Here is a 23,443-nt window from a genome sequence, read left to right on the forward strand (position 1 = left end):
CACCACGCAGGAAGCCGAGAGCCGCGCAGCGCGGACGGTTCGGGAAGTGGTGACGCAGGGCAGGCTGCCGCACTTGGGCCTGCTGGAGCGGATGCAGTCGGCGGACCAGCACATCGTCGAAGAATCCCTGCGATGCAAAGGACTTCTGGATGCTGCGGAGCGAGACGTTCGCACGCTGTCCGGCGGCGAGCGGCAGCGAGCGGCGATCGCGCATGCGCTTGCGCAGCAACCGCGGGTGCTCGTCCTCGACGAGCCGACGAACCACCTCGACCTGCGGCACCAGTACAGTGTCCTGACCTCCTCCGCGACCTGGCGCGATCGAGCCTGACAGTGCTCCTGACGCTGCACGACCTGCGCAACGCGGCGGAGTTCTGCGACCGCCTCGCGGTCCTCGACGTCGACGGAGCCCTCTGACGTGGGAGCTGCGATCTCGCCGTTGGGGGCATCGCCCGATTCCGGGCAAATCACCCCACCGGCCAGGTGTGGACCGGGTCTCCGTTGTCGGCGAGGTCGATGTAGCGGCGCAGCATGCCGGTCAGGGCGCCGTGCCGGTCCGCGCCTCGGTCTTCCAGCAGCGCAACGGTTTCCCGCTGCCAGGTCGAACCGTTGCGCTTCGCCAGGCAGCGCTTCTCGATCACGCCCAGGTAGCGCTCGCACGCGGCGTCCGACACCCCGCACGCCCGCAGGCCGTCGTGCGCCATCGGCAGCAGGCGTCGCAACACCAGCTCATCCGGCTTCACCCAGCCGATGCTCGGCCAGTAGAGGTGCGCGTCGAAGCCGTGCCGCGCCCCGGAGTAGAAGTTCTCCTCCGCCGCCGCGAACGACATCTGCGTCCACAATGGACGATCTTGTTCGGTGAGCGCCCGCTGGGCACCGTAGAAGAACGCGGCATTGGCGACGATGTCCACCACCGATGGCCCCGACGGCAGCACGCGGTTCTCCACCCGCAGGTGCGGAATTCCGCCCACCAGGTCGTAAACCGGCCGGTTCCAGCGCCAGATAGTGCCGTTGTGCAACCGCAGCTCGGTCAGCGTCGGCGCCCGGCCGGCTTCCAGCGCGGCCACCGGGTCCTCTTCCTCCGGCTCCGGCAGCAACGCCGGGAAGTAGCGGACATTCTCCTCGAACAGGTCGAAGATCGACGTGATCCAACGCTCCCCGAACCACACCCGGGGTCGCACGCCCTGGTTCTTCAGCTCCACCGGCCGCGTGTCGGTGGCCTGCAGGAACAGCGGGATCCGCGTCTCGTGCCACAACGCCTTGCCCAGCAGGAACGGGGAATTCGCGCCGATGGCCACCTGCACCCCGGCCAGGCACTGCGCGGCGTTCCAATGCGCCGCGAAGTCCTCCGGCGCCACCTGCAGGTGCAGCTGGACGGACGTGCACGCCGACTCCGGCAAGATCGAGTCCGCGTAGGAACGCAGCTTCTCGGGCTGCGCGTCGTCGAGTGGCACGCCCTCCATGTCCAGCAGCATTTCTTCGCCGCGCGCCAGGAAGATCTGCTCGTTGAGCAGCGAATACCGCGGGTTGCGCGACAGCCAGTTCGGGTCGAAGTGCGCGCTGCGCAGCGTCGGCAGCGTGCCGATCATGACGATCTTCGCCCCGGCGTCGTGCGCCCCGCCGTCCGCGCGCAGCAGCGCTGCCCGCATCCGGGCCTCCAGCTCCAAGGCGCTGTCCCCGGCCAACACTTGCGGCTCGACGTTGAGCTCGATGTTCTGCTGGCCGAGCTCGGTGGTGAACACCGGCTCGCTGATCTTCTCCAGCACCACCGCGTTGGACATGGACGGTTCCATCTGGTCGTCCACCAAGCACAGCTCCATCTCCAGCCCCATCTGCTGGTGGGGGAAGGAGAAATTGCCTTCGGCGAGCATCCGGGCCAGGGCGTCAAGGCCGCGCTGCATCTTGCTCCGATACCGTTGCCGGTCCACTGGTTTGAAGGGTTGATCGTCCACGTGCCGTCTCATGCCGTCTCCCCGCTTGATCGGCAGCACGTCAGCGCGCAGCGCTGGGGAAACCACCGTGACACATCGGTACCCGGGGGGCCAGCGGCCAAAACGGTGTCACCGGAAGGTGCTCAGAATGATCAACGGGAGGCGTCCGCAAGCCGCTCCAGCTCGGCGGAAGTGAGCGTTAGTTGGGCCGCCGGGAGCAGATCCGCTAGCTGTTCGGTGTTGCGGGCGCTGGCGATTGGCGCAGTAACACTCCGTTGCCCCAACAGCCACGCCAGTGCAACCGAAGGGATAGGCACGTTACGGAGTGTCGCGATTTCGTCCAGTCCAGCGAGTACTTTCACGCCGCGTTCGTCCAGATAGGTGCGGGCACCCTCGGCCCGCGGACTCTCCGAGCTGTCGCCGCCCGGCCGGTACTTGCCCGTCAGGAATCCCTTGGCCAGCGCGTAGTACGGCAGCACTGCCAGGTTCTCGCGAACGCAGAGTTCGGCGAGCTCGCCCTCGAAGTGGCCGCGCTCCACCAGGTTGTAGTGCGGCTGCAAGGCGTCGAAGCGGGCAAGGCCCTCACGGCGCGAGATCTCCAGCGCCTCGGCCAGGCGTGGTGCGGTGTAGTTCGACGCCGCGACGTAGCGGACCTTGCCCTCCCGCACCAGTTCGTCGAACGCGCCCAGCGTCTCGGCCAGCGGCGTGGCCTCGTCGTCGCTGTGCGCATAGTACAAGTCGATGTGATCGACTCCTAGGCGCCGCAACGAATCTTCGGCGGCGGCCTTGATGTTCGCCGCCGACAGGCCGGGTCGCCGATCCTGCCACCTGCCGACCTTTGTGGCGATCACGATGTCGTCGCGATTGCCCCGGGCGCGCAGCCACTCGCCGATCAGCGTTTCCGACTCACCGCCCGAGTTGCCCGGAGCGAAAAAGGAATAACTGTCGGCGGTGTCGATGAAGTTGCCGCCCGCGGCGGAGTAGCGGTCCAGAACGTCGAAGGTCTCGTCGCGGTCGGCCGTCCAGCCGAACACGTTGCCACCGAGGCAAATGGGGAAGACGTTGAGTTCAGTGTTTCCGAGTCGAGCCATGCCGCGAACCTACTCCTCGTGGAGTCGCCCGATCTGGTGGCGGACGGCACAGTCGTCGATCTTCGCGCGTTTTGCCCGGAATCCCAGGCGAATCCGGAGCAGGTCAAGGGGCGCAGCTGCATCTCCGGCACCGCCGATCCCACTGGCCGAGAACGACAACGCGGTTCACCCGCAACGCGCCAGCCGGGGCGGCCAGCCCGATTCGCGGCGGGTGCGAGAATGCGGGCGTGGCGCACATTGTCGAGATCAGCGATGCCGACGACCCGAGGGTCGACGACTTCCGCGATCTGTCCCGCGCGGACCGCCGCCCGGATCGCCCGGGCGGGCGCGGGCTGGTGATCGCCGAAGGCGTCGTGGTGGTCGAGCGGCTGCTCGCCTCGCCGTACCCGGTGCGGGCGCTGTTCGGGGTGCGCCGCCGGATCGAGGAACTGGCCGAGGCCACCGCGGCCCTCGACGTCCCCGCCTACGTCGCCGATGCCGGCGTGATGGCGAGCGTGGTCGGCTTCCACCTGAATCGCGGCGTGCTGGCGGTCGCCGACCGAGCCCCGGTCATCGAGCCGGCGGAGCTCATCGGCCGGTCCCGCCGCCTGGCGGTGCTGGAAGGCATCGGCGACCACGAGAACCTCGGCGCGCTGTTCCGCAACGCCGCCGCGCTCGGCATCGACGGCGTGCTGCTCGGCGCGGGATGTTCGGATCCGCTGTACCGGCGCAGCGTCCGGGTGTCGATGGGGCACGTGCTCCGGGTCCCGTTCGCCCACCTCACCTCCTGGCCGGAAGACCTCAAGCTGTTGCGCGACAACGGCTTCCGGATCGCCGCGCTCACCCCCCGAGCGGATTCGAAATCCCTTCGCGACGCGGAGCTGGACCGGGGTTCGGTGGCGGTGCTGCTCGGCTCGGAAGGCCCCGGGCTCACCGACGAGGCCATCGAGGCCGCGGAGGTCGCGGTCCGGATCCCGATGGTCAGCGGGGTGGATTCGCTCAACGTCGCCACCGCCGGCGCGATCACCTTCCACGCGATGATCGGAGCGTGATGGACGCCCGGGAATCCGGCTGGGAGCTGCACGCACGATCCGGTCGCGCGGTCCTGGTGCGCGGCGTCGGTCGCGAGGTCGACCCGGCCCGGCTGAGGCTGCCGGGTGCGCTGGTCGCTGCGCTGCACGAGTGGGCGCACGTGGTGGAGGCCGTGAAGGCCGAGGAAACCGCGGACAACGACGCGGAGCTGGTGTCGCAGCGCGGTCGCCAGTTGGCGATGCGGCTCGCGGCGGAGACCGGCGGGCAGATCGGCTACGTCGACCCGCTCAACGGCGAACTGGACCGTATCGGCCGGCCGCGCTCGGCGCACGCGATACCTGGACGACGTGGCGGAACGCTCGCCCCGGTGTCGCCAACGCCGTGGGGGCCGGGCCTGGTGGTCAGCGCGATCATCGGGGCGATCGTGGCGGTGACCCTGGTGGTGGTGACGCAGGGGCTGGCGGACGTGAGCGGAATCCTCGCGGCGGTGGTCAATCTCGCGGTCGCGGCCGGGTTCACGCCGTCGATCTGGCTGGGCCGGAACGTCCCGGTCTGGCGCTGGGCGGCCTACGGAACGGCGGCGGGCATAGTCGCCGCCTGGATAACGCTGACCCTCAGCCTCCTCCGCCTCCTCAGCTGACGACCGCACCCCGGCCGACCACGCAATTTCAAGGAGCGTTTTCCAGCCTGTTCTTGCGCTGCGGTGCGGGTAGCGGAACCTCAGCGGTCTTCTCGACTCCGGGATCCCGGGACTTGTGTATGACCGACCAACACGCGGCGTCGGAGCTGTCCTCGCAAGAAGACCGCTTAGAACCTGCGGCGGTGCCGGTTGCGAGGATGGGCCAAGGCGGCTACGCCGCTTGCGGCAGCACCGACTTCCAGCGTCGCGGCTGCGGATCGGCCAGGATGAAACGGCCCAATGGAAATCGGAACTCTGATTTCCATTTGAAATTTGGGGAGTCGTCCACATCCGTCGACGCGTTGTGGTCCGACAGGCCGGCGGAGTGCAATTTCCATTGAAATCGAAGTGACCGTGGACATGCCAACGGGGCCGGGTGAGCTTGGTGCTCGCCCCGGCCCCGTTGGGTTTCTGTCGTCAGCGGTGAGACCGGACGCCGAGCAGGACGTCCTCCCATGACGGCACGATCGGATGACTCTTGCGCCCGCGCCGCGGCTCCGCCTTGCGCTGCGCGTCGTCCTCCGCCGCCTCGGCGGTCGCGCCTTCGGCGCTTTCCTCCGCCGCCGGTTCCTCCACCGGCTCCGCCGGTGGGCCGGTGTCCGGGTCGGGGCTCGGAGCCTCCGGCCGCGCCGCGGCCGCCGGCTCCTCCACCCGCTCCTGCACCGGCTGCGCCTGCTGGTCGAGCTGCAGCGCTTCGCGCGCCAGCTCGGTGACCGGCCGAACCGTCCGCAGCGGGCGGTTCGGGGACGGGTCGAGCAGGTCGGCGGCGTGGTCGTCGAGCGCCGCGACTGTGCCGCCGTGCGCGCCCGGGTGGAAGACCCAGTGCGCGCGGTTCTCCGAGCGCCCGGCCTGCCAGGTCAGCTGCACGACCCACTTGCCGTCTTCGCCGCGCCAGGAGCCCCAGTTGGCTTCGGAGTACTCGTGGCCGCGCATGCCGAAGGTGTGCGCGACGACCTCGCCGAGCGTCTGGACGTCCGGGCCGTCTTCGCGGACCGGGTGCGCGCGTTGTGCCATCTCGGCGATCTGGGCGCGTTCGAGCAGCACGGGGTAGGCGTAGCGCTCGACCCGGTGCTCCGGGATGCCGGACGCTTCCGCGATCTGCGCTACGGACGCGCCAGAGCGGATGCGGGCCTGGATTTCCCGGGGCCGCATCTGGGCTTCCATCTCGATCTGGACCTGGCCGAGCCTGGTGAGGTCACCGCGGGCTGCGGCACGCAGTCGTTCGTCGGCGGGCACGGTGAAGCGCTCACCGTTCTCCGGGTCCTCGCAGATGACGGATTCACCGTCCTCGTCGAGCCCGACCACTCGCAGCGCTCGCATACGCCAGCCTCCCGCCGACCTACATGTCACCAAGCTGTGACAGTAACCCGGCGCGCCGCCTTGACGCGGGAGGCACGCCGGGCACGTCGTATCCTCGTTGGTCGCTCTCTCCGGCTTCGATCTTGCCGGAAAGGTGGTGCTTGAGCGAACGGGTAAAACCACTCATTTTCCGTCAATATCACCAGTAGTAGCCGACTGTTCACTTAGAGGAGTGGCTGTTGGGTAAAAAGCCGCCGGGATCGGCCTCGATCCCGGCGGCTCTGTGTGTCAGGAGAGCTGCGAAACCACCCAGTCGATGGACTTCGTCAGTGCGGTGACGTCATCCGGATCGATCGCCGGGAACATACCGACCCGCAGCTGGTTGCGGCCCAGCTTGCGGTATGGCTCGGTGTCCACGATCCCGTTGGCGCGCAACGCCTTCGCGACCGCCGCGGCGTCGACGGAGTCGGCGAAGTCGACGGTGCCGACCACCTGGGAGCGCTTCGCCGGGTCGGCGACGAACGGGGTGGCGAACTCCGACGCCTGGGCCCAGGAGTACAGCCGCTGCGACGACTCGCGGGTGCGCTGCACGCACCAGTCCAGCCCGCCCTGGCCGTTCATCCACTCGATCTGGTCGGCGAGCAGGAACAGCGTGGCGACCGCCGGGGTGTTGTAGGTCTGGTCCTTGCGGGAGTTGTCCAGCGCGGTGGGCAGCGACAGGAACTCCGGCACCCAGCGGTCAGACGCGCCGATCTCGCCGATCCGCTCGATCGCGGCCGGGCTCATCGCGGCCAGCCACAGCCCGCCGTCGGCGGCGAAGCACTTCTGCGGCGCGAAGTAGTAGACATCAACGTCGGCCGCGTCGAAGGGCAGCCCGCCCGCGCCCGAGGTGGCGTCGATCGCGATCAGCGCGTTCTCCGACCCCTCCGGGCGACTCGGCGCGAGCATCACGCCGGTGGAGGTCTCGTTGTGCGCCCAGCCGATCAGGTCGACGGACGGGTCCGACACCGGCTCCGGCGCGTCGCCCGGCTCGGCGGCGACCACCACCGGGTCGGCCAGGAACGGCGCGGTCTTGGCGGCCTTGGCGAACTTCGAGGAGAACTCGCCATAGGTGAGGTGCAGCGACCGCTCGCGGACCAGGCCGAACGTCGCGGCGTCCCAGAACGCGGTGGTGCCGCCGACGCCCAGCACGACCTCGTAGCCGTCGGGCAGCGAGAACAGCTCCTGCAGTCCTTCCCGGACCCGCCCGACCAGGGACTTCACCGGCTTCTGCCGGTGCGAGGTGCCCATCAGCGCGGCGCCAGCGTCGGCCAGGCGGGCGAGCTGCTCGTCGCGCACCTTGGACGGACCGCAGCCGAACCGGCCGTCGGCGGGCTTGAGTTCGTCGGGCAGCTTCAGGGTCGTCGGATCGATGGTCTCGGCCTGCGTCATGCCGGCGCCTCCGGGCGTTGTTGTGGTGACTGTGCAGGTGGCGGGGCAGTGCCTCCCGCGCGCCAGTGGCCTGATGACCGGCGCCTTTGCCGGCTCGGCTCAAGTGTTGCAGCAGCGTTTCCGGGGGGTGACCCCGGTGCTGCGAACAGCCGCACCGCAACTTACTGCGGACCATCGCAGTTGGCCAACATCCGCCGGGCGACATCACCTGATCTTGGTCGGCCCGCAGGGGCGCACGGCCCTGCGGCGCGACTCAGACGAAGCCGGAGGCTCCGCAGCACTTCTTGTACTTGCGGTCGGAGCCGCACCAGCAGGCGTCGTTGCGGCCCGGCGGCCAGGCGGTCGCCAGCCCGCGGCGGGCGGCTTCGGCGGCGAACTCCTCGCGGGCGGACCGCTCCCCAGGGGGTATTCCGCGGGACGCGGCGAAGTCCACCAGCGCCCCGATCGAGCCGGTGACCACGGCAGGTGCCAGGTGCTGCCGCAGGGCCCGCTGGACCTCCCGGCGGTGCTCCAGGTGCGTGGTGCCCGGGTACCAGCTCGGGCGTCCTCGTTGGAGCTCGGCGAATTCCGCCGGTGGCCAGTAGAGGACCGCGAGCCGTTCGGTCTCGTCGTGCCGCCGGATCTCGCGGATCTGCTCGCCGATCTGGCGGCCGTGGTCGGTCAGGCGGTCGAGGAGGTCGTCGAATCCGTCGTTCGGCAGGCCCAGCTCGCGGCGCAGGAGGCTGCGCTGGCGCAGCAGCTCGGAACCGGCATCGCCCTTCTCCAGCTCGACGTCCAGGCTCGGGACGAACCGGTTGACGCCGACGTTGAGCCAGCGCAGAGCCTCCTGGGGTGCGTCAACGAGCTGGTAAGCGATCGACGCCGTCACGTAGGCCCACTCGCAGTTCGAGCCCTCGCGGAGCAGCTGCGCGAAGCGTTCCTCGAGCTCGGAACCGGCATCGCCCTTCTCCATCTCCCGTGGAGCACGTTGTTGTCGTCGTCGACCTCGGCCGCGGCGCGCAGGGCCCGTTCCTCGCGCTCGTGCTCGCCCGCGAAATGCCAGTAATCCGCCGCCTCGACGAGGTCGTTGCACTGCTCGCCGCTGGTCTCCGCGTCGGCCTCCAGCGCTTCGGCGTACTCGACGTGCAACCGCCGCTGAGCATCGGTGGATGTGACCGTCACTACACCACGCTACCGCCGCTGGGAGGTGCTTCGGGGCGCGGTTCGGAGCGAACGGACTGTTCGCGCCGGTAGACGACGTGAGCGGTCCGTTCACTTCACGAGTTTCTTTCCGGGGCGGTGCTTGGCGCGAACGGACTGTCCGTGCCGGTAGAGGTGGTGAGCGGTCCGTTCACTTCGCGAGTTTCTTCCCGGGGCGGTGCTGGTGGTGGCGTTGGTGTGTGAGGCGGTCAGTGCTTCGGGTTTCTGGTGTCGCGATGGGGGTTGTGATGGGTGTCGCGGTTTGGGGCGAACGGACCGTTTGTGTCAGTAGACGACGTGAGTGGTCCGTTCGCTTCACCTCCGCCACCGGAGACGGAGCACGCCGCGATCACACCGGTGCGATCAGCTGGTTGATGGAGTCCCAGCCCGCGACGTCCTGCGGGGAGCGTGGGTTCGGGCCGACGTACTGCGCCGACGGACGCACTAGGCGGCCGGTGCGCTGCTGCTCCAGGATGTGCGCCGACCAGCCCGCGAGCCGGGCGCAGGTGAACATCGCCGGCATCATCGCCGTCGGGACCTGGGCGAAGTCGAGCACCACCGCGGCCCAGAACTCCACGTTGGTCTCGATCTGCCGGTCCGGTCGGCGCTCCCGCAGGACCGTCAGCGCGGCCTGCTCCAGCTCCCGGGCCACCTCGAAGCGCGGCGCGCGGAGCTGGTCGCAGGTGTTGCGCAGCACCCGGGCCCGCGGGTCCTCGGCGCGGTAGACGCGGTGGCCGAAGCCCATCAGCCGCCCGCCGCGGTCCAGGATCGACGTCACCACTCCGCGCGCGTCGCCGGTGCGCTCGGCCTCCTCGATCATCGGCAGCACCCGGGCCGGGGCGCCGCCGTGCAGCGGGCCGGACATCGCGCCGACCGCCCCGGATAGGCAGGCGGCGACGTCGGCGCCGGTGGAGGCGATGACCCGGGCGGTGAACGTGGAGGCGTTCAGCCCGTGCTCGGCCGCCGATACCCAGTACGCGTCGAGCGCTTGCACGTGTTTGGGGTCCGGTTCGCCGCGCCACCGGATCAGGAACTGCTCGGTGGCCGTCGCGGCTTCTGCGATCCGGGCGTGCGGAACCGGCGGCTGGTCGCCGCGCGCGGACTGCGCCACGAACGACAACCCGAGCGCGCTGGAACGCGCCAGCTGCGCGCGGGCCTGCTGCTCGTCGATGTCCAGCAGCGGCGGAAAACCGGCGGTCGGCGCGATCATCGCCAGTGCGGCTTGGACGTCTGTCCGCACGTCGCCGGTGCTGACCGGCAGGACTGCGTCGTCGGCAGCCGGCAGGCCGTCGCCGAAGCGACCATCCACCAGCAGCGCCCAGACGTCGCCGAAGGACACCGTGCCAACCAGGTCCTCGATGTCGACGCCGCGGTAGCGCAGCGCTCCGCCGTCGCGGTCGGGTTCGGCGATCTCGGTCTGGAAGGCGACCACGCCCTCCAGACCAGGGCGGAATTCGGACTGGCCCGCGTTGCTCATGGCTGCCTCGTCTCCTCGGTGTTCGGGGCCGCGCGTGTGCGGCTCGGGGGACGTGGCGGGGCGTCGTGAACACAGTGCACCCGCCCGCGAGGTGAAAGCAATCGGATTCACCGGGAGAAATCGCCGGAATGAGCTAGATCACACGATCCGCAAATAATTAAGTTAGCGGCGCAAAATTCTGGAGAAAAGGTTGTAATGGTTCAATTCTCCGCATAAAACTGCAGTAAGCGCCGGGTGTTGCCGGTCCGTGTGTGTTGAATAGATTTCCTGCACCTTGTTCCTCATGAGCGCGACAAGTTGCTCGTCTACGTTGCGGCCCGCCTAGCGCGCGAGCGGCTGGGCCGTGGACTGAAGCTGAACGACCCCGAAGCGGTGGCCATGATCGCCGACCACGTCGCGGAGGGTGCTCGGGACGGCCGGACCGTCTCGGGGCTTATGCAGAGCGGCCGCCAGGCGCTGCGTGCCGACCAGGGGCTCGACGGAGTGCCCGAGATGATCCACGACGTGCCGGTCGACGCGACCTTCCCGAACGGCACGAAGCTGGTCACGGTGCACGACCCGATCACCTGAAGCGGCGGCCCCGGCCGGCCACTGATCTCGAATCGACATTCGCGACGAGTTGCCGTGCTTCCCAAGGAGATCACCGGCTACGGCCCCATTCCGCCGAATCCGGGCCGGGAACGCATCCGGATCCCCGTCGTCAACCGCGCCGACCGCGCCGTGCAGGTCGGCTCCCACTGCCGCTTCGACGCGGTGAACTCTGGCCTGGAGTTCGACCTGGCCAAGGCCTGGTGCTACCGCCTGGGACGAGGACTCGGGCGCCACCCCGGCGATGCTGGACAGCGCGCTGCGGGGGCTCAGGAATCGGCGTCCAGGTCGCGCTGCACGCCGCACCCTCATCGAGGCCGGGTCCTACGAGCCACCCTGGCGGCCGTAAACGGCCGCTTGATCAGTGCTTTCACGTCGATGGCGCCGGTTGGCGCAGCTTCAAGGACAAGGAAGGGGCTGGCTTCCACGGCCTCCGCGACACCCCGAAAGTGCTCGCGGTCGTGGTCGGGTGCGGCGCTCGCGGAATCCGCGCAATTAGTCCGTTAGTCCGTTCTGGCCGGCAGGGTGCGTTTTCTCGTGAGGCGCGGGATGTGCGGTTCCGGCGGTCGTTGATGGTCGCGCGGGCGTCCGAACGGGTGTGGGAACGATCACTGCATCGGTTGCGGAATCGATCGTGTAGCACCATCGATTCGGCGTCCGTTCGGATCCCGTTTACCGTCGTACGCGTGGTTGGCGCCACCAATCGTGTCACGCCGGCCGTCCAACCCGTACCGTCCGGCGAACAGCCGGAGAAGTCGAGTCGTGCCGCTGCCGGGCGAGTCATGGAGGAAAAAGCATGTCGGAGACCAACGTCGCGTTGCCGTCCATGCGGGTGTCCTACGAGGCCGGGGCGCTGAACGAGTCGTCGCTCGCCGCCACCTGGTACGAGCAGCTCCAGCTGTGGTTCGACGAAGCGGTGCGGGCCGACCTCATCGAGCCGAACGCGATGGTGCTGGCCACGGCCGACACCAACGGCATCCCGTCCTCTCGCACCGTGCTCTGCAAGGGCTTCGACGAGCGCGGCGTGGTGTTCTTCACCAACTACACCTCGGCGAAGAGCCACGACCTCAAGGCCACCCAGGTGGCCGCCGCGACCTTCCCGTGGCTGGGCCTGCAGCGCCAGGTCAACGTGCGCGGCACGGTGGAGAAGGTGTCGTCCGCCGAGACCGCCGAGTACTGGGCGGAGCGCCCGCGTGGCTCCCAGCTGGGTGCCTGGGCGTCGCCGCAGTCGCAGGTGGTCGCCGGCCGCGAGGCGCTGAAGTCGTCGCTGAGCGGCATCCAGCGACGCTTCGCCGACGCCGAGAAGGTGCCGGTGCCGCCGCACTGGGGCGGTTGGCGGATCCGCCCGGATTACGTGGAGTTCTGGCAGGGCCGCCCGGACCGCCTGCACGACCGTTTGCGCTTCCGTCGCTCCAACGACCTCTGGACCGTCGAGCGCCTCGCACCCTGAGCTGCATCACCCGGGCGGTGCGCAGTTCTTGCGAGGAAATGCGCACCACCCGGGTCTGAATGGCAGCGGCGCCGAAGCGCCACCTCACAGGGGGTGGAGGTCGGGCGAGGGGTTGGCGCGATTTTTCGAGAAATCGCGTCCTGCATCGGCCAGGCCGGCGTTTCCGCAGGTGGTCGAAGCCGTGTTGGTCCTAACCAATTTTGGGGTGGGTTTTGTCCGGTTCGGCGGAAACCCGTTAGACTTCGGTCACATGGGCCCGGAAATAACATGCCGTTAGCCTGTCTAATCGCTAGGGTTTTGCATCCGTGCAACCCAGCAGCGGAGCCCGGACCAAGTCCCGTCGATCCATCAGATCCCTGCTGAGCAAGGCCCTCCTCGACACCAGGCCGCTGAAGTACCCGGCGTACCGCCGCCTGTGGTTGTCCAACATCGTCACCGCCGTCGGCGCGCAGTTCTCCGCGGTCGCGGTGCCCAAGCAGCTCTACGACATCACCGGCTCCTCCGCCTACGTCGGCCTCGCCGGGATCTTCGGCCTGGTGCCGCTGCTGGTGTTCGGGCTGTGGGGCGGCGCGATCGCGGACACCGTCGACCGCCGCAAGCTGCTGCTGATCACCAACGGCGGCCTGGCGGGCAGCTCTGTGCTGCTGTGGTTGGTGGCCGCGGCGGACGTCAGGTCGGTTTGGCTCGTGCTGGTGCTCTTCGCCGCGCAGCAGACGTTCTTCGCCGTGAACATGCCGACTCGCGGCGCCGCGATCGCCCGGCTGATCCCGGTGCACCTGCTGCCGTCGGCGCAGGCGCTCGGGTCCACCGTTTTCCAGCTCGGTTCGATCATCGGGCCGTTGCTGGCCGGTGTGCTGCTGCCGATGCTGGGACTTTCGGTGCTGTACCTGGTCGACGCGGTGGCGTTGTGCGCGGCGCTGTGGGCGGTGTTCCGGTTGCCGCCGCTGCCGCCGCAGGAAGGCGCCCCGAAGCGCGCCGGGCTGCGCGCGGTGCTGGACGGATTCCGCTACCTGGCAATGCATTCCGTGCTGCTGGCGTCGTTCCTGATGGACATCATCGCGATGGTGTTCGGCATGCCGCGCGCGCTGTTCCCGGAGATGGCGGAGCGCACCTTCGGCGATCCGCCGGGCGGCGGCGCGGCGCTGGGCTGGCTGTTCGCGGCGATCCCGCTGGGCGCGTTCGCGTTCGGCGTGTTCTCCGGCTGGCTGCACCGGATCACGCGGCACGGCGTCGGCGTCACCGCCGGGGTAGTCGCGTGGGGCATCGCGGTGATCGGGTTCGGTTTGGCCGATTCGCTGTGGCTGGCGGTGCTGTTCCTGGCCCTGGGCGGCGGGGCGGACCTGGTGAGCGTGGTCTACCGGGGTTCGATCATGCAGGCCGCGGCCACGGACGAGATGCGCGGCCGCATCCAGGGCGCGTTCACCGTCGTCGTCGCCGGTGGGCCGCGGCTGGCCGACACGCTGCACGGCTTGGCGGGCGCGGCGGTCGGCACCTCGACCACCATCGTCGCGGGCGGGGCCCTGGTCGTCGTCGGCGCGGTGGTCGCGGCGGTCCTGCTGCCCGCGTTCTGGCGCTACCGATCCCCGGCCGCCGAGCAGGCATGACGGCGCCGGAATGGGCACCTTGCCCCGTTTGATCCGGCCGCCGGAGTGCGGTTCGACCAGGGGTGGGCAGACAACTGGACGAACCAACCTGCACACTTCTCTGCTATGGCCAACGAACAGACCGTGAACGACGCTGCGCCCGGCGGTGCGCAGGAGCCTGGCCTCAAAAAGGTGATGGGCCCGAAACTGCTGCTCTTTTTCGTGGTCGGAGACATCCTCGGCACCACGATCTACTCGCTGACCGGTAAGGTCGCCGGCTTGGTCGGCGGGGCGCTGTGGATCCCGTTCCTGGTCTCGTTCGTGGTCGCCTTCCTGACCGCGTTCAGCTACCTGGAACTGGTCGGAAAGTACCCGAAGGCGGGCGGCGCGCCGCTCTACGTCCACAAGGCGTTCGGCATCCATTTCCTGACGTTCCTCATCGCGTTCGCGGTGATGTGCTCGGGCATCACGTCCGCCTCGTCGGCCGCACAAGCGTTCAGCGGTGACTACCTGGACGCGATCTTCGGCGAGGGCGTGCCGTCCTTGCTGGTGGCGTTGGGCTTCGTGCTGCTGCTGGCGGCGGTCAACTTCCGCGGCGTCGGCGAGTCGGTGAAGATGAACGTGGTGCTGACCTGCATCGAGCTCACCGGCCTGCTGATCGTGATCGCGTGCGGCCTGTGGGCGATCTTCGTCGGCAACAGCAACGCGGACCTGGTTCCGGACCCGAGCCGGTTGGGCCAGCTCAACACCGAGACCACGCCGCTGCTGGCGATCACGTCGGCGACCGCGCTGGCGTTCTTCGCGATGGTGGGCTTCGAGGACTCGGTGAACATGGCCGAGGAGACCCGCGACCCCACCAAGAACTTCCCGCGCGCCCTGCTCGTCGGTCTGACCATCACGGCGTCGATCTATCTGGTGATCGCGCTGATCACCTCCACGCTGGTGCCCACCGACGAGTTGGCCGGGTCGAGCGGGCCGCTGCTGCTCGTGGTGCAGGCCGCGGCGCCGTGGTTCCCGCCGGTCGTCTTCTCGATCATCGCGCTGTTCGCGGTGACGAACAGTGCGCTGATCAACATGCTGATGGCCAGCCGCCTGGTCTACGGAATGGCGAACGAGGGCATCGTCCCGGCGGTGTTCGGCAAGGTGCACCGGGCCCGGCGGACCCCGTGGGTGTCGATCCTGTTCACCAGCATCATCGCGTTGATCCTGGTGAGCCTCCTGGACATCGGTTCGCTGGGCAGCACCACGTCACTGCTGTTGCTGGCGGTGTTCGCGGTGGTCAACGTGGCGGTTCTGGTGCTGCGCAAGGACAAGGTGCAGCACGAGCACTTCAAGGCGCCCACCTGGGTCCCGGTGCTGGGCGCGATCCTCTGCGCGTTCTTCGCCAGTCCGCTCTCGGGCCGTCCGGCGACCGAGTACTACATCGCCGGGGCGCTGCTGGGAATCGGCGTGATCTTCTGGCTGATCAACTACTTCATCAAGGGCCAGACCAAGTTTGATGCCGAGGCGTTGAACAAGTGAGTCCCGATCGGGTCACCGTTCGCGGTGACCCGATCGCCGCACCGGCCGTACAGTTGGCAGGTGCATGATCCTGTTCCTATTACCGGACGGCAGTTCGAGATCACGTCCGGAGCCTCGCGCGCCGTGATCACAGAAGTCGGTGCGGCGCTTCGGGTCTTCGAGGTCGACGGCGTGCCGTACGCGGAGACCTATGATGCGGACCAGCTGCCGCCGGCCGGTGCCGGCGGAGTTCTGGTGCCGTGGCCGAACCGGGTCGCCGACGGGCGCTGGCGGTTCGACGGCGAACCGCAGCAGTTGGCGCTGACCGAGCCCGCGCGGCACAACGCGATCCACGGCCTGTTACGGCACACCGCGTGGACCCTCGTCGAGCACGCCGAGTCCACGGTGGTCCTGCACGCGATGGTGCCCGCGCAGCCGGGATGGCCGGTGCCGCTGCTGACGTCCATCGGGTACGCCCTGGACGCGGACGGCCTGACGGTGACGCACACCGTGGAGAACCTGGGGTCGCGGGCGGTTCCGTTCGGGGTCGGCGTGCATCCCTACCCGCGCGCCGGCCACGCCGAAAGCGACGACTGCACACTCCGGCTGGCGGCGTCCACGGTGCTGCCGGTGGACGCGGAGCGGCTGCTCCCGGCGCGCCCGCCGCGTGCCCTGCAGGGCGACGAGATGGACTTCCGCACCGGGCGCAGGCTGGCCGGTGTGCTGCTCGACACGGCTTTCGGCGGCGCGACCCCGGCGCTGGGCGACGAGTTCGTGCGGCACACGCTCACCGATCGGAGCGGGCACGGCGTCCAACTCTGGGCCGACCCGGTGTTCAAGTGGGTGCAGGTCTACACGGCGGACGACTTCCCGGGCCGGGGCAGGGCGATCGCGATCGAGCCGATGACCTGCCCGCCGAACGCGTTGAACTCCGGCGAAGATCTCCTGGTCCTGCAACCCGGCGAGAACTGGATCGGCCACTGGGGCCTCAACCCGTTCTGACACCAAATCCCTTCCGCAGCGCGGAACCCTGGTTCCCCTGTCCGCAATTCCGATGAGTGTTTTCCAACCTCTTGTTGTGTTGCGGTGCGGGTGGCCGTCGCGGACCTCCGGGGTGCCGGGTGCGCGGCACCCCGGAGGTTGTGGATACCTGCCGCATTTTCCATTGAAATTGCGGACGGAGTCAGGACTTCTCGAGGTGGCGGGCGATCAGCATGCGTTGGATCTGGTTGGTGCCTTCGAAGATCTGCAGGACCTTCGCTTCGCGCATGTATCGCTCCGCCGGGAAATCCCGGGTGTAGCCCGCGCCGCCGAGCACCTGGACCGCGTCGGTGGTCACCTTCATCGCCGCGTCCGTCGCGACGAGCTTCGCCACCGATGCCTGCTGCCCGAACGGCAGCCCGGCGTCCCGGCGCCGCGCGCCGTCGAGGTACGTCGCTCGCGCCGAGTGCACGGCCGCGGCCATGTCCGCGAGCAGGAACTCCAACCCCTGGAATTCGATGATCGGCCGCCCGAACTGCTGCCGCTGCTTGGCGTAGTCCACCGCGAGGTCCAGCGCCGCCTGCGCCAACCCGACCGCGCAAGCTGCGATGCCGAGACGGCCGGAGTCCAGCGCCGACAGCGCGATCTTCAGCCCCTGGCCTTCGGATCCGACGAGCCGCTCGGCGGGCACCCGCGCGTCCTCGAAGTACAGCGGCGTGGTCGGTGAGCCGGTGAGCCCCATCTTGTGCTCGGGCGGGCCCGCGGAAAGCCCCGGTGTGGCGGCGTCGACGAGCAGGCAGCTGATGCCGAGCGGCCCGTCGTCCGAGGTCCGGGCCATGAGCGTGTAGAAGTCCGCGATCCCGCCGTGGGTGATCCAGGCCTTGGCGCCGTTGACGGCGTACGAGTCGTCCTGGCGCACGGCCCGGGTGCTCAGCGCCGCCGCGTCGGAGCCGGCGTGCGGCTCGGACAGCGCGTACGCGCCGAGCAGTTCGCCGCCGATCATCCCCGGCAGCCACCGGGACTGCTGCTCCGCGCTGCCGAAGTACGCCAGCGGGTAGCAGCTCATGGTGTGCACCGAGAGCCCGACGCCGACGGTCATCCAAGCGCTGCTGAGCTCCTCGAGGACCTGCAGGTACACCTCGTACGGCTGGGCGCCGCCGCCGTGTTCCTCGGAGTACGGCAGGCCGAGGAAGCCGGACTCGCCGAGCAGGCGGAAGGCGTCGCGCGGGAACTTCTCCGCGGCTTCGTCGACGGCGGCCTGCGGGGCGAGCTGGTCGCGGGCGATTTCGCGAGTCAGCGCTAGCAGGTCGGTGGCTTCGGAAGTGGGAAGCAGGCGTTCAACGGGCATGGCGGTTCGCGCTCCTGAGACCATTGTGACAGCTGCCGATAGTACTGCTTTCAGTACTGTAGAGCGTTCATCAGTACCGTGGAAGTTCAGGGCGGAAACTTTGGGCAACTGTTCGCGGGGCTGTGGCAGGCTTCCACCGATGACCACCTCCGAAGGCCGTCGTCGGCCGGTGAACGCGCGGCGGGCCGAGCTGCTGGATCGGCTGCGCGACCTTTTCCTCGCGGAGGGGTTCGCGCACTTCACGCTGGACGACCTCGCCGGTCGGCTGCACTGCTCCAAGTCGACGCTGTACACCCTGGCGGGCAGCAAGGAGCAGCTCGCGGTCCGCGTCGTCGCGCACTACTTCAAGGGCGCCACGCGGCAGGTCGAGCAGCGGGTCGCGGCCACCGACGACGTGCGGGAGGAGGTGCGGCTTTACCTGGAGGCGGCGGCCGAGGCGCTGCGGCCGGCGTCCCGCGAGTTCATCGACGACATGGCCGCCAACATCGCGACCCGCGCGACCTACGAGGCCAACGCGCACGCGGCCGCCGACCGGATCCGCGGCCTCATCCGCGAGGGCGTGCGCCAGGGCGTGTTCCGGGAGGTGCACGCGGGGTTCGTCGGCGAGATGGTCGGCCGCACCATTGTCGGCATCCAGCGTGGGGAGATCGGCGAGCGCACCGGCCTGTCGGACGCGGCGGCCTTCGCCGCGCTGTCGCAATTCCTGCTCGGCGGGCTGACCGCCGGGCCGGAGGTCTAGTACACAGTGGAGGAAATGTGATCGTCATCGGCGGTGAGGCGCTCGTCGACCTCGTCCCGGATCCGTCCACGGCGGACGGCGAACTCGGTCCGCTACACCCCCGGCTCGGCGGGGGTCCGTACAACGTCGCGATCGCGTTGGGGCGGCTGGGGATTCCGGCCGGGTTCTTCGCCCGGCTGTCCACCGACCAGTTCGGGGACAAGCTGTTAGAGCGGCTGCATCTCTCCAATGTGAACGTCGAGCTGGTGGAGCGCGGCCCGGAGCCGACGACGCTGGCCGTGGTCGGGCTGGCCGAGAACGGGTCGGCCCGCTACAGCTTCCACACCGAAGGCACCGCCGCCCGCTTCGTCGCCGCCCGGCCGCTGCCGGAGCGGACCACCGCGGTCTGCCTGGGCACCCTCGGGATGGTGCTCGAACCCGGCGCCTCGGTGTACGAGGAGGTGCTGTTCCGGGAGGCCGAGCGGGGCCGGTTCATCGCGCTGGACCCGAACATCCGTGCCGACCTGATCGCCGACCCCGACGCCTACCGCGCGCGGTTCGCCTCCTGGCTGCCGTCGGTGGGGCTGCTGAAGGTCGCGGACGACGACGCCGAATGGCTGGCGGGCGACCAGGACGTGCTCGCGGCGGCCCGCGAGTGGCAGCAGCAAGGCCCGGCCGCCGTGGTGCTGACCAGGGGAGCCGACGGGCTGACGGCGGTGACCAGCGACGGTGAGGTGACGGTGCCGAGCGTGCGCGCCGAGGTGGTCGACACCATCGGCGCGGGCGACACCGTGCAGGCCGCCCTGCTGGCCTGGCTGCACCGCAACGACGCGCTGTCGGCGGACGCCGTACGGGCGCTTGATGGGGCGCAGTGGGAACGGGCGCTGCGGTTCGCCGCGGCCGCGGCTGCGGTCACCGTGTCCCGGCCGGGTGCCGAACCGCCGTGGGCCGCCGAGCTGTCATGAGGGACCGAAACCGGCTACGAAGTGCGCCAAGCCACCTTGTGAGGTAAACCGCGCAAGACCGAATGGCCCAAAGATGGGTAGCCCGATCGGATGGGCTTGTTGGTCATAATGAACGGACCGCTCGGCTCCGGAGCGCCGAAATTCATCCGCTGCGATCGGCCCGATGTGATGTGATCGTGGTCCCACCTGCCAAAAAGCCGAAACGCGATAGCTGCGCAGGGGCCCCACTGCGGTCTAGCGTGACTAATGACAGGACCCCAACGGGGTGGTGCTGCGGCGGTTCGGACACCCCGACCGGCGCGCAGGCGACGACGCAGCCCTGCCGCTTGGCCGGGCAGCGCTGGTCGTCTTGATAGCGCACCCCGACGAGCGCGAGAGGTTCCCGAATGCCCGACGACGTGACCGCCAAACGTACCGTCGCGCTGCGCTATGACGCCGGCGAGCACGAAATGCAGGTGAAGCAGCCCACCGAGGGCGCCCCCGGGGTTGACCTCGGCAAGTTGCTGGCTCAGACCGGTTTGGTGACGTTGGATCCGGGCTTCGTCAATACGGCGGCCTGCCTCTCCGACATCACCTACATCGACGGTGACGCTGGCATCCTGCGCTACCGCGGCTACCCGATCGAGGAGCTCGCGGCCAAGTCGAACTTTATCGAGGTCAGCTACCTGCTGATCTACGGTGAGTTGCCGACCCAGCAGCAGTACGACGACTTCGCCGAGCGGATCCGGCGACACACCCTGCTGCACGAAGACCTCAAACAGTTCTTCGACGGCTTCCCGCGGGACGCGCACCCGATGCCGGTGCTGTCCTCCGCGGTGTCCGCGCTGTCCACCTTCTACCAGGACAGCCTCAACCCGTTCGACAAGGACCAGGTGGAGCTGTCCACCGTCCGCCTGCTGGCCAAGCTGCCCACCATCGCGGCCTACGCCTACAAGAAGTCGGTCGGCCAGCCGTTCCTTTACCCGGACAACTCGCTGGGCCTGGTGGAGAACTTCCTCCGGATGACCTTCGGCTTCCCCGCCGAGCCCTACGAGGTCGACCCGGTGCTGGCCCGCGCCCTCGACCTGCTGTTCATCCTGCACGCCGACCACGAGCAGAACTGCTCCACGTCGACGGTCCGGATGGTCGGCTCCGCCGAGACGAACCTGTTCGCCAGCATCTCGGCCGGCATCAACGCCCTGTTCGGCCCGCTGCACGGCGGCGCGAACAGCGCGGTACTGGAGATGCTGGAGGGCATCCAGGCCAACGGTGGCGACGTCGACTCGTTCGTCAACCGGGTGAAGAACAAGGAGCCCGGCGTCCGGCTGATGGGCTTCGGGCACCGGGTCTACAAGAACTACGACCCGCGCGCGGCGATCATCAAGAAGACTGCCGACGAGGTGCTCGGCAAACTCGGGGCCAACGACCCGCTGCTGGACATCGCCCTGAAGCTCGAGGAGAAGGCGCTCGCCGACGACTACTTCATCGAGCGCAAGCTCTACCCGAACGTCGACTTCTACACCGGCCTGATCTACAAGGCGATGGGCTTCCCGACGAAGTACTTCACCGTGCTGTTCGCGCTCGGCCGGCTGCCCGGCTGGATCGCGCACTGGCGCGAGATGCTGGAGGACCCGGCCCGCAAGATCAGCCGTCCGCGGCAGGTGTACACCGGTTCGCCGGAACGCGCCTACCAGCCGATCAACCAGCGCTGAATCGAAACCTGAATCCAGTCGGTAGCCGACGCGACCGACCCACCTGCGGCCCCGGACACCGGCCTCTCGGCCGGTCCCCGGGGCCGATCCGTGTCTGAACAACGGCTCGCCCTGCCGGTCCCAGTGCGATCTCAATGGAAGTCAGCGGTTCGAAATTGCGGTTCAGGACGCGCGGAGGGCGTCGCGGATCTTCACTCGGGAGCCGGTGCGCAGCACCGCGTTGGAGTAGATCCGGCCGCCGAGGCGGAGCAGGACGGCGATGGCCGCGATGCTCAGGACGGTGGCCACCGCGATCTCCCACGGGGCGGCGACGCCGAGCGCGATGCGCATCGGCATCAGCGTCGGCGAGAAGCCCGGGACCAGGGAGAGCACCGCCGCGAACGTGCTGTCCGGCGAGCTCGGCAGTATCGAGACGCCGATGACGAACGGCACGACCAGCACCATGATCACCGGGCTGATCACGTTCTGCAGTTCCTCGTGGCGGGACACCAGCGAGGAGGCCGCGGCGAGGACCGTCGCATAGGTGAAGAACCCGAGCACGAACCAGACCAGCGCCCAGGCGAGCGTGCTCGCCAGCGCCGCGGACGGCAGCGTCAACATGCCGCCGACCCCGGCCGCCAGCAGCCCGGCACCGGCGATGATCAGCAGTTGCAGCAGGTTCGTCAGGCCGATGCCGACGACCTTCCCGGCGAGCAGCTGGGTGGGCTTGATCGTGGACAGCAGCAGCTCGACGACCCGGCTGGCCTTCTCCTCCACGACGCCCTGAGCGACCATCTGACCAGCGATGATCATGAACATGTAGAGCACGACCCCGGCCGCGATGGCCAGGACCAGCCGCTCGACGCGGTGCGGGTCCTCGGTCTCCAGACTGGTCACGGCGACGTGGGCGCTCTCGGCCGTGGCGCGGACCGCAGCCGGGTCTAGCCCGAAGCGTGCGAGCTCGGCGTCGAGCGTCCGCTGCTGCACGATCGCGTTCAGCGCGGCCTGGATCGCGTCGTCCGGGGTGCGCTTGACGACCAGTCGCGGTTCCTCGGGCGTGCCCGTGATCAGAGCTTCCAGGTCGCCGTCGCGCACCTGCTGCTCGCCGACCGGGGCCGGAACCGTGCTGATCTCGAAGGACTTGCCGAAGTTCGGGCCCGCCGCTTTCAGCGGCTCGCCGATGGCCGTGGCCTCTGCGGTGACGCCGATCTTCGTGGTGCTGGCCTGGTTCCCGATGAACGTCATCAGGCCCGCGTAGGCGCCCATGATCACGATGATGGAGAGGGTGCCGATGATGAATCCGCGGGTCCGCACCCGGGTGCGGATCTCCCGGCGGGCGACCAACCAAACGGGGCTCACTGGTGCACCATCCTCGTGTCGGTGATCTTTGATGGGTCACTCATGCGGCGGGCTCCTCGGTTACGACGTTGCGGAACAGTTCGGTGAGGGTGGGCCGGTTCCTGGTGAACTCGCGGACCGGTCCGGTGGCCAGCGCCGCCTTGAGCACCGCCTGGTCGTCAGCGTCGTCGGCGAGCCGCAGCGTGGTCCGGGTGCCCGCGACCTCGACGACCTCGGCGCCGGGCACGCCGTCGGCCCAGCCGGGCTGGGCGTCGGGGGCGTCGACGACCAGCGTGGTCGGCCCCTGGTCGCGCAGCTCGGCGACGCTGCCGCAGGCCACCATCTGTCCACTGCGGACGATCCCGATCCGGTCGCACAGTCGCTGCACCAGGTCGAGCTGGTGGCTGGAGAACACCACCGGCACCCCGGAATCGCACTTCTCCCGCAGCACGGCGCTCATCACGTCCACGGCGACCGGGTCGAGGCCGGAGAACGGCTCGTCGAGGATCAGCACCTCGGGGTCGTGCACAAGCGCGGCGGCCAGCTGCACCCGCTGCTGGTTGCCCAGGCTGAGCTTCTGCACCTCTTCGTCGCGGCGGGCGCCCAACCCGAGCCGCTCGGTCCACTGCTCGGCCGCCACCGCAGCGTCCTTCGCGGACATCCCGTGCAGTTCGGCGAGGTAGGCGAGCTGATCGGCGACCTTCATCTTGGGATAGAGGCCGCGTTCTTCCGGCATGTAGCCGATCCGGCGGCGGGCTTGCAGGTCCAGCGGCGCGCCGTTCCAGCGCACCTCGCCGGAATCGGCGGACAGCACGCCGAGCGCGATGCGCATGGTTGTGGTCTTGCCGGCGCCGTTGCTGCCGACGAATCCGAACATCTCACCCGCGCGCACGGTGAAGGTCATCTCCCGCAGCGCGGTGACGTTCCCGTAGCGCTTGGAGATCCGGTCGATCTCCAATTCGCGATCAGGCATCCCGTCTCCCTCGGTTGGTCCCGAAAGTCGATTGTGCCTGGTCACGGCCGAATCCGTGGGATATTTGCGTTTACCGGGGCGACGCGCGGCGGTCCGGCAGCTGAAACACCGGAGCCCGGGCTCAACATCTGAGAACCCGCGGCGGTGCAAGCTGCCTGCATGGGCCAAGCGGCCCGCTTCAAAGACAGAAGCCCGCCCTGCCACCTCCCGGACGGCCACTGCCCAAACAGCCTC

The 23,443-nt window shown here is 69.0% G+C and carries 21 protein-coding genes and 1 pseudogene; 13 read left to right on the plus strand and 9 right to left on the minus strand.

Annotation, left to right across the window (positions count from 1 at the left end; all coding sequences use genetic code 11):
- Window positions 1-49: 49 nt before the first annotated feature.
- Window positions 50-328 carry an ATP-binding cassette domain-containing protein gene (locus SSPN_RS61735; RefSeq protein ID WP_272941775.1) on the plus strand — a complete coding sequence of 93 codons (279 nt, stop codon included), beginning with the start codon at window positions 50-52 and terminating at the stop codon, window positions 326-328.
- Window positions 329-464: 136 nt separating this feature from the next.
- On the opposite strand, the gene SSPN_RS0121765 is transcribed toward SSPN_RS61735, so the two are convergent.
- Complete coding sequence (locus SSPN_RS0121765; protein ID WP_029535596.1) at window positions 465-1,961, minus strand: glutamate-cysteine ligase family protein; 1,497 nt, start codon at window positions 1,959-1,961, stop codon at window positions 465-467.
- A gap of 119 nt (window positions 1,962-2,080) precedes the next feature.
- Window positions 2,081-3,019 (minus strand): aldo/keto reductase, encoded by a 939-nt coding sequence (locus SSPN_RS0121770; protein ID WP_010308757.1) that lies wholly within the window; start codon window positions 3,017-3,019, stop codon window positions 2,081-2,083.
- Between the two features lie 227 nt (window positions 3,020-3,246).
- Between SSPN_RS0121770 and SSPN_RS0121775 the strand changes: the two genes are divergently transcribed.
- A complete protein-coding gene (locus SSPN_RS0121775; protein WP_010308762.1) occupies window positions 3,247-4,050 on the plus strand; it encodes a TrmH family RNA methyltransferase in 804 nt (267 codons plus the stop codon).
- Complete coding sequence (locus SSPN_RS0121780) at window positions 4,050-4,670, plus strand: DUF2537 domain-containing protein (protein ID WP_010308765.1); 621 nt, start codon at window positions 4,050-4,052, stop codon at window positions 4,668-4,670. Before SSPN_RS0121775 ends, SSPN_RS0121780 begins: the two co-directional genes overlap by 1 nt.
- A 456-nt stretch (window positions 4,671-5,126) precedes the next feature.
- On the opposite strand, the gene sepH is transcribed toward SSPN_RS0121780, so the two are convergent.
- From sepH to SSPN_RS49140, 3 genes are all read right to left on the minus strand, one after another.
- On the minus strand, window positions 5,127-6,029 hold the full coding sequence (gene sepH / locus SSPN_RS0121785; protein ID WP_010308770.1) for a septation protein SepH: 903 nt from the start codon (window positions 6,027-6,029) through the stop codon (window positions 5,127-5,129).
- Window positions 6,030-6,296: 267 nt separating this feature from the next.
- The gene (gene serC, locus SSPN_RS0121790; RefSeq protein WP_010308774.1) at window positions 6,297-7,439 is read right to left on the minus strand and encodes a phosphoserine transaminase; all 1,143 of its coding nucleotides are present in this window, start codon (window positions 7,437-7,439) and stop codon (window positions 6,297-6,299) included.
- Between the two features lie 253 nt (window positions 7,440-7,692).
- Window positions 7,693-8,391 (minus strand): SEC-C domain-containing protein, encoded by a 699-nt coding sequence (locus SSPN_RS49140; RefSeq protein ID WP_010308776.1) that lies wholly within the window; start codon window positions 8,389-8,391, stop codon window positions 7,693-7,695.
- Between the two features lie 5 nt (window positions 8,392-8,396).
- Here SSPN_RS49140 and SSPN_RS0121800 point away from each other — a divergent pair, with 5 nt between their 5' ends.
- A complete protein-coding gene (locus tag SSPN_RS0121800; RefSeq protein WP_010308779.1) occupies window positions 8,397-8,672 on the plus strand; it encodes a hypothetical protein in 276 nt (91 codons plus the stop codon).
- Window positions 8,673-8,967: 295 nt separating this feature from the next.
- On the opposite strand, the gene SSPN_RS0121805 is transcribed toward SSPN_RS0121800, so the two are convergent.
- Window positions 8,968-10,095: a citrate synthase 2 gene (locus tag SSPN_RS0121805; protein ID WP_010308782.1), complete on the minus strand. Its 1,128-nt coding sequence runs from the start codon at window positions 10,093-10,095 to the stop codon at window positions 8,968-8,970.
- 267 nt (window positions 10,096-10,362) lie between these two features.
- Between SSPN_RS0121805 and SSPN_RS0121810 the strand changes: the two genes are divergently transcribed.
- The 6 genes and pseudogenes from SSPN_RS0121810 (at window position 10,363) to SSPN_RS0121830 (ending at window position 16,218) form a co-directional block, all read left to right on the plus strand.
- On the plus strand, window positions 10,363-10,665 hold the full coding sequence (locus SSPN_RS0121810; RefSeq protein WP_029535597.1) for an urease subunit gamma: 303 nt from the start codon (window positions 10,363-10,365) through the stop codon (window positions 10,663-10,665).
- A gap of 54 nt (window positions 10,666-10,719) precedes the next feature.
- Window positions 10,720-10,899: pseudogene (locus tag SSPN_RS60100) on the plus strand (urease subunit beta); the annotation flags it as partial.
- Window positions 10,900-11,479: 580 nt separating this feature from the next.
- Window positions 11,480-12,133: a pyridoxamine 5'-phosphate oxidase gene (pdxH, locus tag SSPN_RS0121815; RefSeq protein ID WP_010308789.1), complete on the plus strand. Its 654-nt coding sequence runs from the start codon at window positions 11,480-11,482 to the stop codon at window positions 12,131-12,133.
- A gap of 305 nt (window positions 12,134-12,438) precedes the next feature.
- Window positions 12,439-13,737, plus strand: a complete 1,299-nt coding sequence (locus SSPN_RS0121820) for an MFS transporter (protein WP_010308793.1) — start codon at window positions 12,439-12,441, stop codon at window positions 13,735-13,737.
- 105 nt (window positions 13,738-13,842) lie between these two features.
- Window positions 13,843-15,237, plus strand: a complete 1,395-nt coding sequence (locus SSPN_RS0121825) for an APC family permease (RefSeq protein ID WP_010308798.1) — start codon at window positions 13,843-13,845, stop codon at window positions 15,235-15,237.
- A 60-nt stretch (window positions 15,238-15,297) separates the two neighbouring features.
- On the plus strand, window positions 15,298-16,218 hold the full coding sequence (locus SSPN_RS0121830) for an aldose 1-epimerase family protein (RefSeq protein WP_029535598.1): 921 nt from the start codon (window positions 15,298-15,300) through the stop codon (window positions 16,216-16,218).
- A gap of 181 nt (window positions 16,219-16,399) precedes the next feature.
- Here the strand turns inward: SSPN_RS0121830 and SSPN_RS0121835 are convergent, their stop codons facing one another.
- The gene (locus SSPN_RS0121835; RefSeq protein WP_010308807.1) at window positions 16,400-17,545 is read right to left on the minus strand and encodes an acyl-CoA dehydrogenase family protein; all 1,146 of its coding nucleotides are present in this window, start codon (window positions 17,543-17,545) and stop codon (window positions 16,400-16,402) included.
- Window positions 17,546-17,684: 139 nt separating this feature from the next.
- On the opposite strand from SSPN_RS0121835, the gene SSPN_RS0121840 reads away from it, so the two are divergent.
- The 3 genes from SSPN_RS0121840 to SSPN_RS0121850 all read left to right on the plus strand — a co-directional run bounded on the left by SSPN_RS0121840 (window position 17,685) and on the right by SSPN_RS0121850 (window position 20,919).
- Window positions 17,685-18,284: a TetR/AcrR family transcriptional regulator gene (locus SSPN_RS0121840; protein ID WP_010308811.1), complete on the plus strand. Its 600-nt coding sequence runs from the start codon at window positions 17,685-17,687 to the stop codon at window positions 18,282-18,284.
- Window positions 18,285-18,301: 17 nt separating this feature from the next.
- Window positions 18,302-19,228, plus strand: coding sequence for a carbohydrate kinase family protein (locus SSPN_RS0121845; protein ID WP_010308814.1), 927 nt, complete (start codon window positions 18,302-18,304; stop codon window positions 19,226-19,228).
- A 386-nt stretch (window positions 19,229-19,614) separates the two neighbouring features.
- Window positions 19,615-20,919, plus strand: a complete 1,305-nt coding sequence (locus SSPN_RS0121850) for a citrate synthase (protein WP_010308817.1) — start codon at window positions 19,615-19,617, stop codon at window positions 20,917-20,919.
- A gap of 162 nt (window positions 20,920-21,081) precedes the next feature.
- Here the strand turns inward: SSPN_RS0121850 and SSPN_RS0121855 are convergent, their stop codons facing one another.
- The gene (locus SSPN_RS0121855; RefSeq protein WP_010308820.1) at window positions 21,082-22,257 is read right to left on the minus strand and encodes an ABC transporter permease; all 1,176 of its coding nucleotides are present in this window, start codon (window positions 22,255-22,257) and stop codon (window positions 21,082-21,084) included.
- A 40-nt stretch (window positions 22,258-22,297) separates the two neighbouring features.
- Complete coding sequence (locus tag SSPN_RS0121860; RefSeq protein ID WP_010308823.1) at window positions 22,298-23,209, minus strand: ABC transporter ATP-binding protein; 912 nt, start codon at window positions 23,207-23,209, stop codon at window positions 22,298-22,300.
- Window positions 23,210-23,443 lie beyond the last annotated feature (234 nt).

Source organism: Saccharopolyspora spinosa NRRL 18395 (genome assembly GCF_000194155.1).
GTDB classification, from domain to species: domain Bacteria; phylum Actinomycetota; class Actinomycetes; order Mycobacteriales; family Pseudonocardiaceae; genus Saccharopolyspora; species Saccharopolyspora spinosa.